Source organism: Bacillus sp. EB106-07-01-XG149, from assembly GCF_058791555.1.
In genome coordinates, this window is the sequence record NZ_JBYTDP010000005.1 from 359,339 (window position 1) to 372,142 (window position 12,804).

The following is a 12,804-nucleotide window of genomic DNA, read 5'->3' on the forward strand; positions in this document are numbered from 1 at the left end:
ATATATATAGCATGGGCAAATAAAAGAAAAATATTTATTTCAGAAAATTTTATCAATAAATATATTGCGAAAATTCAAACTGTATCATATATTTATTAGTAGAGGCTCACTCATTGATTGCGACTTATGTCGAAAAATTGAATGAGCATTCATTCAAGAATAGGGGGAGAATTGGATGTTCCAAATTAAAAAGGCTGCTGTTCTAGGTTCAGGCGTAATGGGTTCAGGGATTGCGGCACACTTAGCTAATATTGGTATTCCGACATTATTGCTTGATATTGTACCACCTGCGCTAACAAAAGAAGAGGAAGCGAAGGGACTTACATTAGAACATAAAAGTGTGAGAAATCGTTTTAGTAATACGGCTGTGCAAAAACTATTAAAGCAAAAACCAGCTCCTCTGACAGTGAAAGGAAATTTAGCACTGATTGAAGCAGGTAACTTAGAAGATGATCTTGAGCGTCTAGCTGATGTAGATTGGATTATTGAAGTAGTAGTTGAAAACTTAGATATTAAAAAGAAACTATTTGAAAAAGTAGATGCTGTTCGTAAACCGGGTTCTATTGTAAGCTCGAATACGTCAGGCATTTCAGTAGAAAAAATGGCAGAAGGTCGTTCAGACGACTTCCAGAAGCACTTCTTAGGCACACACTTTTTTAACCCACCACGATATTTAAAACTTCTAGAGGTAATACCGACGAAAGAAACTGATCCACAAGTATTAAGCTTCATGAAACTATTTGGCGAAGACGTTCTTGGAAAAGGCGTTGTTATCGCAAAAGACACACCAAACTTTATTGGAAACCGCATCGGTACGTACGGTTTATTAGTAACTCTTCAAGAGATGATAAAACGCGGCTATAGCATTGGGGAAGTTGATTCTGTAACAGGCCCACTTATTGGTCGTCCGAAGAGCGCAACGTTCCGTACATTAGATGTTGTTGGGTTAGATACATTCGTACACGTTGCAAATAACGTATATGAAAACGTACAAGAAGAAGAGCGTGATGTATTTAAAGTACCAGCTTTCATGCATGACATGCTTGATAAAAAATGGCTTGGAAGTAAAACAGGTCAAGGCTTCTTCTTAAAACAAGGAAAAGAAATTTTAGAACTAAATCCTGAAACGATGGAATACGAAGCTCGCAAAAAATTAAAAGCTGCATCTATCGAGTTAAGTAAACAAGAAAAAGGTTTATCGAATAAATTGAAAGCGCTTGTATACGCGAAAGACCGCGCAGGAGAGTTGTTATGGAACATCATCACACCAACTCTTTTATACTCTGCAAAACTTCATAAAGAAATTGCTGACGATATCGTTGCAATTGACCAAGCGATGAAGTGGGGCTTCGGATGGGAGCAAGGACCATTTGAAGTTTGGGATGCAATTGGCGTTGAAAAGTCCGTTCAAAAGATGGAAGAAAACGGCGTAGTTGTTCCGACTTGGGTGAAAGAAATGTTAGAGAAAGGTTTCACTACTTTCTACAAACATGATAATGGAGATAGCTACTATTACGATAATGGCGAATATAAGCTAATCGAACGTAATAAAAAGGCAATTTCTCTTAAACAATTAAAAGCGAAAAATGGCGTATTAAAGAAAAATAGCGGAGCGAGCTTAATCGATTTAGGCGACGGTATCCTTTGCTTAGAATTCCATTCGAAGAGCAATGCAATCGGTATGGATATTACGCAAATGATTAACTACGCTGTTGATGAAGTAGAAAAGAATTATAAAGGTCTTGTTATCGGTAACCAATCGAAGAACTTCTGCGTTGGTGCGAACTTAGCAATGATCTTAATGGAAGCACAAGATGACAACTACTTTGAAATTGAGTTGGTTGTGAAAAACTTCCAAGATGCAATGACGAAAATTAAATATTCTTCTAAGCCAGTTGTAGCAGCACCATATGGTATGACGCTTGGCGGAGGTACAGAAGTTTGTTTACCAGCAGCGAGCATTCAAGCTTCTAGTGAAACGTATATGGGCTTAGTAGAAGTTGGTGTTGGCTTAATCCCTGGCGGAGGCGGTAATAAAGAGTTATACATTAAACACTTAAATAAAATGCCAAACGGTGTAGAGTTTGATCTGCAAAAAGTTGCGAATAAAGTATTCGAATCTGTAGCGATGGCGAAAGTTTCTACATCAGCACAAGAAGCTGTATCGAACAACTTCTTAGGCGATAAAGACGGTATTAGTGTGAATGGTGATCACTTACTATATGATGCGAAACAAAAAGCACTTGCTTTATATGAAGCTGGCTATAAAGCACCAATCCGTAAAAAGATACCAGTTGTTGGTGAAACAGGATATGCAACTCTTGTACTTGGTGCAGAAGCAATGCATTTATCAGGTTACATTTCTGAACATGATCTTCACATTGCGAAGAAACTTGCATATGTCATTGCGGGCGGAAAAGTACCGTACGGAACAGAAGTTGATGAGCAGTATTTATTAGATGTAGAACGTGAAGCATTTATTAGCTTAGTAAGTGAGATGAAATCACAAGCAAGAATGCAGCACATGCTTGTAAAAGGAAAGCCATTACGTAACTAATAACGAGGGGAGATATCGTTCATGAGAGAAGCTGTCATTGTTGCGGGAGCAAGAACACCAATTGGAAAAGCAAAGAGGGGTTCATTAAAAACAGTTCGTCCTGACGATCTAGGGGCGTTAGTAGTAAAGGAAACGTTAAAGCGTGCGAATTATGAAGGACCAATCGACGATTTAATTTTCGGTTGTGCAATGCCAGAAGCAGAGCAAGGGTTAAATATGGCTCGTAATATCGGCGGACTAGCAGGACTTTCTTACGATGTTCCAGCTATTACAATTAACCGTTACTGTTCTTCAGGTTTACAAAGTATCGCTTACGGAGCAGAGCGCATTATGCTTGGTCACTCGGAAGCTGTATTATCAGGCGGAGCGGAATCAATGAGTTTAGTTCCGATGATGGGACACGTTGTTCGTCCGAATAGTCGCCTTGTAGAAGCAGCTCCAGAATATTATATGGGTATGGGCCATACAGCAGAGCAAGTTGCTGTGAAATATGGAATTTCTCGTGAAGAACAAGATGCATTTGCAGTAAGAAGTCATCAACGTGCTGCGAAAGCATTAGCTGCAGGTAACTTCGCTGATGAAACAGTATCTGTAGATGTAACGTTACGTACTGTTGGATCAAACAATAAACTGCAAGAAGAAACAATCATTTTCGCACAAGACGAAGGTGTAAGAGCAGAAACGTCGCTAGACATTTTAGGTAAATTACGTCCAGCATTTAACGTTCGCGGTTCTGTAACAGCTGGTAACTCTTCACAAATGAGTGACGGTGCAGCATCTGTACTATTAATGGATCGTGAAAAAGCAGTGAGTGATGGCATGAAGCCACTTGCGAAATTCCGTTCATTTGCAGTAGCTGGCGTACCACCAGAAGTAATGGGAATCGGCCCAATTGCTGCAATTCCAAAGGCGTTAAAATTAGCTGGTTTAGAGCTATCTGATATTGGCTTATTCGAACTAAATGAAGCATTCGCTTCTCAATCGATCCAAGTTATTCGTGAGCTTGGTTTAGATGAAGAAAAAGTAAACGTAAACGGCGGTGCAATCGCACTTGGACATCCACTTGGCTGTACAGGAGCAAAACTAACACTATCTCTTATTCACGAAATGAAACGCCGCAACCAACAATTCGGTATCGTAACAATGTGTATCGGCGGCGGAATGGGAGCAGCGGGAGTGTTTGAATTACTATAAAAAGTGGAAGTGGCTTGCTCAGAACAGGAGGGCGTTGGAAGCCCTGACGAAGAGGCGCTTTTTGCCTCACAGGAAGGGGTGAAACGACCGACTGTTCTAGCCGCTGGAACTGGATTATGAAAAAAAGTGGAAGCGGCTCGCTCAGAATGTGAGTGGGATGGAGCTTCAGACGTAGAGGCGTTCTTTGCCTCGCAGGAAGAAGCGAAGCCACCGAACATTCTAGCCGCTGGAACTAGATTATAAAAAGTGGAAGTGGCTTGCTCAGAACGAGACGACGCTAAAGCAAAGAATGGAAGCAACAAAGGTTTATAAAAAATAAAATTGAGAGCCAGCTTCTTTCAAAAAGAAAGGAGCGGCTTATGAAAATATGAAGGAGGAAATTTTCATGGAAAAAACAGTAGGAAATGCGGTTAAAGGCGGTAGCTTTTTAGTTGATGAGATTACGATTGATCAAGTGTTTACGCCAGAGGATTTTTCATCTGAGCATAAAATGATTGCAAAAACGACAGAGGACTTTATCGTAAATGAAGTTCTTCCAGAGCTTGAATATTTAGAGCAACACGAGTTTGATCGTTCTGTTCGTCTTTTAAAAGAAGCTGGGGAACTTGGTTTATTAGGCGCTGACGTACCAGAAGAGTACGGCGGAATTGGCCTTGATAAAGTAAGCTCAGCGTTAATCGCAGAGAAATTCTCTCGCGCTGGTGGTTTTGCAATTACTCACGGTGCTCACGTAGGTATCGGATCTTTACCAATCGTATTATTCGGTAACGAAGAGCAAAAGAAAAAGTATTTACCATTACTTGCAACTGGTGAAAAATTAGCGGCATACGCATTAACAGAGCCAGGTTCAGGGTCTGATGCATTAGGTGCGAAAACAACTGCACGTTTAAATGCAGAAGGTACACATTACGTATTAAATGGTGAAAAACAATGGATTACAAACTCTGCATTCGCTGACGTATTTATCGTATACGCAAAAATTGATGGAGAGCACTTCTCAGCATTTATCGTAGAGAAAGAATATGCTGGCGTATCTACAAGCCCAGAAGAAAAGAAAATGGGTATTAAATGTTCTTCAACTCGTACGTTAATTTTAGAAGATGCATTAGTACCGAAAGAAAACTTACTTGGTGAAATCGGTAAAGGTCATATTATCGCGTTCAACATTTTAAATATCGGCCGTTATAAATTAGGTGTTGGTACAGTTGGATCTGCGAAACGTGCAGTAGAAATTTCAGCACAATATGCAAACCAACGTCAACAGTTCAAACAACCAATCGCTCGATTCCCATTAATTCAAGAGAAACTTGCGAACATGGCAGCGAAAACATATGCAGCTGAAAGCTCTGTATACCGTACAGTAGGTTTATTCGAAAGCCGCATGAGCACATTATCTGAAGAGGAAGTAAAGGACGGTAAAGCAGTAGCAGCTTCTATCGCTGAATATGCAATCGAGTGCTCTTTAAATAAAGTATTCGGTTCTGAAGTACTAGATTATACAGTAGATGAAGGTGTTCAAATTCATGGTGGTTACGGATTTATGGCAGAGTACGAGATTGAAAGAATGTACCGCGATTCTCGCATTAACCGTATTTTCGAAGGAACGAACGAAATTAACCGCCTAATCGTACCAGGTACGTTCTTACGTAAAGCGATGAAAGGTGAATTACCACTTCTTCAAAAAGCACAAAAATTACAAGAAGAGTTAATGATGATGATGCCAGAAGAAGTAGGCGATGAGCCATTAGCACTTCAAAAATATTTAGTAACTAACGCGAAGAAAATCGGCTTAATGGTAGCTGGATTAGCTGCTCAAAAATACGGTAAAGCATTAGATAAAGAGCAAGAAATTCTTGTGAATATCGCTGACATCGTAAGCAACCTATACGCAATGGAGTCAGCTGTTCTTCGTACAGAAAAAGCAATTAAAACAACTGGTCTTGAAAAGAATAAACAAAAAGTGTTATACACTGAAGTATTCTGTCAAGAAGCATTCAACGAAATCGAAGCAGATGCGAAAGAAACACTTATCGCAGTTGAAAACGGCGACATGCTACGCATGATGTTATCATCATTACGTAAATTAACTCGCCACACACCACTTAACGTAATTCCGAAGAAACGTGAAATTGCTGCGAAAATTTTAGAAGATGAGCGTTACACAGTTTAATAGCTGTAAAGAACAGTAGTCGTATAAACGGCTACTGTTCTTTTTTTTTTTTTTTTTTGCAAAAATGAAAATTTTAGTGTCATAAAACTAATGCCATTAGTATAATAAAACTAATAGCATTAGTTTTATTCGGAAAGGGAGCTGGAAATATGAGAGTGATACATGAAAAAACGGTATATCAATTGTCATTTTTGCCAAGAGTGTTTCCTGTAAATTGTTACTTTGTCGAGGAAGAAGATGGTTTAACTTTAATTGATGCGGCTTTGCCATATAGCGCAAAAGGAATTTTACAGGCGGCTGAGAAAATAGGGAAACCCATTACTAAGATTGTATTAACACATGCGCATGATGATCATATTGGTGCATTAGACGCATTAAAGGAAGTACTTCCTAATGTTCCAGTCTATATTTCTAAGCGGGACGCAAAGCTTTTAGAAGGAGATACGATGTTACAAAAGGATGAACCAAATATACCAATAAAAGGCGGTGTACCTAAAAAGGTAAAAACGGTACCTGATATTTTATTGGAAGATGGCGACCGAGTTGGATCGCTTCTTGCGATTATGACACCGGGACATACGCCAGGGTCCATGTCGCTTCTTGATGTACGAAATAAAGCTCTTATTGTCGGGGATGCCTTCCAAACAAGAGGAGGTATGGCTGTTTCGGGACAAATGAAATTTTGGTTTCCGTTTCCTGCGATGGCAACGTGGAGCAAAGAAATATCATTACAAAGTGCAGAGAAGTTAAGCGAATATGAGCCTTCCTTGCTTGCGGCAGGACATGGGAAAATGATAAAGGATCCAGGTACTGTCATAAAACTTGCTATTAAGGAAGCTAAGCGGAATATAGAAAGTAGAAAAGAAGGTTAATTTATGTCACCGAGAATCGGACTTACATTACAGAAAATTGTAGAAACAGCAGCAGAAATTGCAGATACAAATGGAATACAAGAAGTAACGTTAGCTTCATTAGCGCAAAGGTTAGGGGTACGTTCACCTTCGCTATACAATCATGTGAAAGGTTTACAAGATGTACGGAAAAATCTTGGTATGTACGGAATACAACAGCTGCATAACAGACTGGAAGAAGCGGCCGAGGGTAAACGTATGGACGAAGCAATTCATGCTTTAGGAAAAGCGTATGTAGCATTCGTACGCAAACATCCTGGATTGTATGAAGCAACCTTTTTACGAGATGAAGAAGTAAGAAGAGCAGGAGACGGAATTGTGAAGCTTTGTCTTCAGGTTTTACAACAATACGGCTTAGAAGGAGAGAATGCACTTCATGCGACACGTGGATTCAGAAGTATTTGTCATGGATTTGCGTCGATTGAACAGCAGGGTGGATTTGGTTTGCCAATAGATTTAGATACAAGTTTACATGTATTATTGGAAACGTTTATTAAAGGATTACATGTAATGAGAAATTAAATAAGAAGCGAGGCAACTAAAAACCTTAGAAGCGATTCTAAGGTTTTTTAGTGCATATGATCCCAAAAGAATGGTAGGTTTTTTCTCATTAAATGATATTATTTTGCAGGTTTGAAAAATGTGTATATGGCTACGGAAAGGAAAACGAAAATAAATGCAATAGGATCTTGATATGGGCTAGGCTCAGAGCCCTTCTGGATTTCTGTAAGGAAGTCATGTGTTTTCATGTTTATTGCTCCTTTAACTAATAAATTTTATATGATGCGAGGGTTATGGTGGATAGGAAGTGTTTTTTGAAATTTCATATAATAATTATTGCATAGCAATCCTATTCCTAAAACTATAAAATATAAAGTTTTCATAATATGTAAAATTGCATATTATTCTTTTTGGAAATTTTGTTATATTATCTTTATATTTCAATTAAAGGATTTTGTTGAGATAAATGAGAATAACTGGAGGGATACTGTGAGTAAAACAGTGTTAGAAGCGTATAGTGTGGAAAGAAAAATAGAGAATATAACATATAAAAATCTATTTGTAATGATAGCAACCATTTTAGGATTCTTACTTCTAGGAGGATTATTCCTTGGTTTGGCTTTGGGGATTTATGGTGAGGAGGCGTTACGTGATAATTTAGAGGGGTACCATTTTCTTTTGTTAGATGCAGCTGTTGTTGCTATCGTTTTATTAGCTTATAAACCAGTTCTTCATTTTATTAAATCTATTTGGGATGTATCCGTTTTGAAGAATGGGAAGACATATTTATATCTATTAATTGGTTTTATAGTCATTGCGTTATCACAATATTTAACGTTACATGTGTTTAGTTTTGAAAGTGCAGAAGAACAGAAGGGACAATTAGGGAGCTTAGGGATTCAAAATAGCATACAAAGTATTATATATGTGTTAAGTGTTGCTATAATTACACCGATTAAAGAAGAAATTCTATTTCGAGGTATTTTATATCGATTTTTAGAAAAGAAATATAATTTTTTAGTTGGGATCATTATTTCTTCCTTCATTTTTGGAATTCTTCATGGAGGTCTTCTAATTACGGCAACGATTATGGGAATGGTATTTGCAATGTTATACAAAAAGACGCAATCTATTATACCTAGTATTATTTTACACATTGTATGGAACTTACTTGTGAGTATAAGTATGATTGTGTCTCTATAAAAATAAATACATAACCAGTATAAAAGATGAATGGCTTAGCTATTCATCTTTTATTTTGTATGCACGTGAAAAAGTTAATTCATGTATACAATCAAAAAAGAGCTAAATACTAACAGTGAACGAATAAAGAAAGGTAGGAGTATTCTATGCAAAATTTAACAGAGCTTGAAGTAGAAAACTTACGCCATTTAATTGGTGGACATGCAACAATTATTAATAAGTTAGACCAGTATGCACAGGCTTGTACAGATCCACAACTGAAACAAATGTTACAAAAGGATGCGCAAGATGCACGAAATACGAAACAGCAATTAATGACTTTCCTAGGATAGGAGGAAACGACAGATGAATGAAAAAGATATGGTAAATGATTATTTAGCGGGATTAAATGCAAGTTTAACAAGTTATGCAAATTATATTTCTCAGTCTGATAATGAACAGTTACATCAAACGTTAATCCAAATTCGTAATCAAGATGAGATGCGTCAACGTAATATGTATGAATACGCAAAGCAAAAGAGTTATTATAAGCCAGCTGCACCTGCTAACCCAATGATTGTACAGCAATTAAAAGGTCAATTAAGTGCGGAATAATGGGATGAAAAAACGAGCGAATGAAGTCGCTCGTTTTTTGTTTTGTCCCGCTATTTACTGGGCGGTAAAACCCCACTGATTAATGCTTCACTTTATATATGTCAATAAATATATAATAAATATTTTTCCAGTTGTAACAAATATGACGAAAATGGAATATAACAATTCACAAAAAGGACAAAAGGTTGCTCAATATTTCACAAAGTATCCATGGTTTATATCGTGGGAATCTCTATAATTAGGAGTGTAAAGAACAAAAGAAATAGATTATATGATCAATTAGGAGAGATTGCTATGAAAAGAAATACAAGAAAAGTTGCAATTATCGGTACTGGATTAGTTGGATCAAGTTGTGCATATTCCATTGTAAATCAAGGCATTTGCGAAGAACTATTATTAATTGATATAAATCATGAACGTGCAGTTGGGGAAGCGATGGATTTATCACACTGCATTAACTTTACAAATACAAGAACAAAAGTATATGCAGGAAGCTATGAAGACTGCAAAGATATGGACATCGTTATTATTACAGCAGGACCAGCACCAAAACCTGGACAAAGTCGCTTAGATACTTTAGGAGCGAGTGCGAAAATTATGGAAAGTGTTGTTGGCGGCGTAATGGAAAGTGGATTTGACGGTATTTTCTTACTTGCATCGAACCCAGTTGATATTATTACATATGAAGTGTGGAAATTATCTGGATTACCTAGAAATCGTGTGATTGGTACTGGTACATCACTAGATTCTTCTCGCTTAAGAACAATTCTATCTGAAATGTTACATGTAGATCCTCGTAGTATTCATGGGTATTCATTAGGAGAACATGGTGATTCTCAAATGGTTGCTTGGTCGCACGTAACTGTGGGTGGAAAGCCAATTCTACAAATTTTAGAAGAGAAAAAAGACAAATTTGGTGAAATAGATTTAGATGAAATTGTTGAGAAGACTGCAAAAGCTGGATGGGAAATTTATAAACGAAAAGGTACTACTTATTACGGAATCGGAAACTCTCTAGCTTATATTGCGAGTTCAATCTTTAACGATGATCACCGTGTCATTGCTGTATCAGCCATTTTAGATGGGGAGTACGGTGAATATGATATTTGTACAGGAGTGCCAGCTATTATTACTAGAGATGGTATGAAAGAAGTTGTAGAACTAAATTTAACAGAGGATGAAGAATCTCGATTCGCAAAATCAAACGATATTTTACGTGATTATATGAAAACAATTGGTTACTAACTTATAGGAGAAGGTGAAACAAATGAAGGAATATATAATGTCTCGTGTATTTAAAGCATCAGCTGGAATCGCACAAGGTATTTTCGTATCCCTTGGAATTGGTTTACTAATCGAAAATATAGGAAGAATTGTTGATATTCCATTGCTTATTACAATCGGAGTTGTTGCAAAATCACTTATGGCACCAGCGATTGGTGCCGGAATTGCTTTTATGCTCGGTGCAAATGGTCTTGTAATCTTCTCGGCTATGGTAGCTGGAGCGATTGGTGCCGGATCCATTTCAATTACTGAAGCAGGTCTAATAATTAAAACAGGTGAGCCAATCGGTGCATTATTAACAGCAACTTTAGCTGTATATATTGGTAAACGTTTAAGTGGAAAAACTGCGTTAGATATGATGCTCGTTCCATTTGCGGCCATATTAGGTTCTGGTTTAGTTGGTATTTGGTTATCTCATAATATTACTCCTGTTTTAAATACAGTTGGAGCATTTATTAAAGATAGCTCAGCTGGTAGCCCGTTTATCGCTTCTATCGTCATTGCAGTCGTTTGGGGACTATTACTTATCTCTCCCGCTTCATCAGCTGCGTTAGCGATTGCACTTAGCTTAGACGGTGTTGCAGGTGGTGCTGCTCTTGCAGGTTGCGTTGCTCAGTTTATCGGATTCTCTGTAATCTCAGCGAAAGAAAATAATTTAGGCGGCATATTAGCTCAGGCGCTTTGTACTCCGAAAGTGCAGTTGCCAAATATCACTAAAAATCCAATGATTCTCGTCCCAACTGTCGTCGCCAGTGCTATAGTTGGTCCAGTATCCGCATTAATTTTCCAACTAGAAGCAGGAAAAGAAATTGCAGGTCTTGGATTAAGTTCTCTTATCGCACCAATTAATTTAATTTCTAGCGAAGGATGGGAAGTTGTCCCGGCGATGGTCATCACTTATATCATCATTCCAGTAGCTGTTTCTTATATACTTTACATTGCTCTTAAAAAAGCAGGTCGTATTCACTCTGGTGATATGACTGTACCGCAATCTTAAATCGAAAATCTCCTTTTATATAGAGAAAAGCAGACTGGAAGCCACAGTCTGCTTTTTACATTTTGTGATTTTGTTTTACTGGAACACGTACAGTTTCTTTTGCTAATAAAAGCTGAACGCCGAAGTAAAGTATGCTTGCAAGCGTCATTCCAGAAATGGCGTCTACAAATGCGTGTTGCTTCGTAAATAGCGTTGATAAAATAATAAGCGTACCGAAGAAGGTAAGAATGTAATATTCAAAAGCATGTTGTTCTCTACGTTTAAAGGCAGCTAGCATAATGACAAATGTAGTTAGAACATGAATGCTAGGGAAACAGTTTACCGGTTGGTCGATACTATAAATATAGCGGACTAGTTCGGAAAATACGTCTGATCCAACGACTGTTGGACGTGGTACAGTTGTTTGCCAAAAATAATAAATAGAAAAACAAGCAAGTTTTCCAAGAATGATACTACTTAAAGTGACATAATATTGTTTTCGATCCGCAAAGCAATAATAAATAAGTGCGCCGTATAAGTAAGGAAACCAAAGTAAATAAGGAATAATAAATGCTTTCACAAATGGAATCCAATCATCTACTACAGTTGTGACATCTACTGCGTGTACAGTAGATTTATTTAATACATCGTAAAGGGGACTTACGAGTACGAGTAGAAGTATATAACTTAACGGAAGAAAAGATGAAAGTTTAAATTTCTTCATGATAATCTCCTATGTTTAGTAATGTAAGTAAATTCAATTGATTATAATATAGAAACGTCATTTGAGCTATCGATTTTACTTACATTTTCTTGAATTAACCTTACGTTTTCGTCACTTGACTTAAAAGAAGGGGAGGGTGCTAAATGAAGCGTTTATCGTATTTCTTATTTTTTATATTGATATGCCTAGTGAGTGCTGGGTGTGCAAAGGATAAAGAAGGAGAGAAATTAGAATATAACGGAAGAGCACTCGTAATTGGAGTTATTGGAGAAAAGCCGAACGATACGTTTAGGAATATAAAGTTTGAGGAAATGAAGTTAGAGGAACTGGAAAAGAAATCTAAGGAAGTGGATGGTTTTTTAATAATGAAAGATCACTTTCAAGAAGCCTCAACAGAGCAGTATAAAAATGTATTTTCATCGCTAAAGAAACCAGTATTTTTTATCGGTTTGCAAGATAAATCATATTCAACGTTTATTACAAAAGGAATAGAGTATAACAGTGCACGAAAAGATGTAAATGCTATGTATACGCAAGGCTTTGCAAATATCGGAAGTGGTGAAGGACAACAATGGGCAGTCGGTTTGTCCAATGGTGGAAATACTGAAGAAAGTATTCATAATATGTATATCGTCGTATTTCGAACAATTGCCGATTATTTAAGTCGATGATGAAGGAGCCTGTAAAAGG

The 12,804-nt window shown here is 37.4% G+C and carries 12 protein-coding genes; 11 read left to right on the top strand and 1 reads right to left on the bottom strand.

Annotation, left to right across the window (positions count from 1 at the left end; genetic code table 11):
• Positions 1–175: 175 nt before the first annotated feature.
• The 10 genes from AC3WTA_RS21540 (at position 176) to AC3WTA_RS21585 (ending at position 11,411) form a co-directional block, all read left to right on the top strand.
• Positions 176–2,557, top strand: a complete 2,382-nt coding sequence (locus tag AC3WTA_RS21540) for a 3-hydroxyacyl-CoA dehydrogenase/enoyl-CoA hydratase family protein (protein WP_000486365.1) — start codon at positions 176–178, stop codon at positions 2,555–2,557.
• A 21-nt stretch (positions 2,558–2,578) separates the two neighbouring features.
• Positions 2,579–3,751: an acetyl-CoA C-acetyltransferase gene (locus tag AC3WTA_RS21545; RefSeq protein ID WP_001206340.1), complete on the top strand. Its 1,173-nt coding sequence runs from the start codon at positions 2,579–2,581 to the stop codon at positions 3,749–3,751.
• Between the two features lie 385 nt (positions 3,752–4,136).
• The gene (locus tag AC3WTA_RS21550; RefSeq protein WP_000416287.1) at positions 4,137–5,921 is read left to right on the top strand and encodes an acyl-CoA dehydrogenase FadE; all 1,785 of its coding nucleotides are present in this window, start codon (positions 4,137–4,139) and stop codon (positions 5,919–5,921) included.
• A 149-nt stretch (positions 5,922–6,070) separates the two neighbouring features.
• Positions 6,071–6,793: an MBL fold metallo-hydrolase gene (locus AC3WTA_RS21555; RefSeq protein WP_001263839.1), complete on the top strand. Its 723-nt coding sequence runs from the start codon at positions 6,071–6,073 to the stop codon at positions 6,791–6,793.
• Between the two features lie 3 nt (positions 6,794–6,796).
• Positions 6,797–7,354: a TetR/AcrR family transcriptional regulator gene (locus AC3WTA_RS21560; RefSeq protein ID WP_000074943.1), complete on the top strand. Its 558-nt coding sequence runs from the start codon at positions 6,797–6,799 to the stop codon at positions 7,352–7,354.
• Positions 7,355–7,822: 468 nt separating this feature from the next.
• Positions 7,823–8,536 carry a CPBP family intramembrane glutamic endopeptidase gene (locus AC3WTA_RS21565; protein WP_000048032.1) on the top strand — a complete coding sequence of 238 codons (714 nt, stop codon included), beginning with the start codon at positions 7,823–7,825 and terminating at the stop codon, positions 8,534–8,536.
• A 146-nt stretch (positions 8,537–8,682) separates the two neighbouring features.
• Positions 8,683–8,868, top strand: coding sequence for a hypothetical protein (locus tag AC3WTA_RS21570; RefSeq protein ID WP_001180550.1), 186 nt, complete (start codon positions 8,683–8,685; stop codon positions 8,866–8,868).
• Positions 8,869–8,881: 13 nt separating this feature from the next.
• Positions 8,882–9,130: a spore coat protein gene (locus AC3WTA_RS21575; protein WP_001002991.1), complete on the top strand. Its 249-nt coding sequence runs from the start codon at positions 8,882–8,884 to the stop codon at positions 9,128–9,130.
• A 294-nt stretch (positions 9,131–9,424) separates the two neighbouring features.
• Positions 9,425–10,375, top strand: coding sequence for an L-lactate dehydrogenase (locus AC3WTA_RS21580; RefSeq protein WP_002096227.1), 951 nt, complete (start codon positions 9,425–9,427; stop codon positions 10,373–10,375).
• A 22-nt stretch (positions 10,376–10,397) separates the two neighbouring features.
• Positions 10,398–11,411, top strand: a complete 1,014-nt coding sequence (locus AC3WTA_RS21585; RefSeq protein WP_000666176.1) for a PTS sugar transporter subunit IIC — start codon at positions 10,398–10,400, stop codon at positions 11,409–11,411.
• Between the two features lie 55 nt (positions 11,412–11,466).
• Here the strand turns inward: AC3WTA_RS21585 and AC3WTA_RS21590 are convergent, their stop codons facing one another.
• Complete coding sequence (locus tag AC3WTA_RS21590; protein ID WP_000713764.1) at positions 11,467–12,114, bottom strand: phosphatase PAP2 family protein; 648 nt, start codon at positions 12,112–12,114, stop codon at positions 11,467–11,469.
• A gap of 143 nt (positions 12,115–12,257) precedes the next feature.
• On the opposite strand from AC3WTA_RS21590, the gene AC3WTA_RS21595 reads away from it, so the two are divergent.
• The gene (locus AC3WTA_RS21595) at positions 12,258–12,785 is read left to right on the top strand and encodes a hypothetical protein (RefSeq protein ID WP_000826880.1); all 528 of its coding nucleotides are present in this window, start codon (positions 12,258–12,260) and stop codon (positions 12,783–12,785) included.
• Positions 12,786–12,804 lie beyond the last annotated feature (19 nt).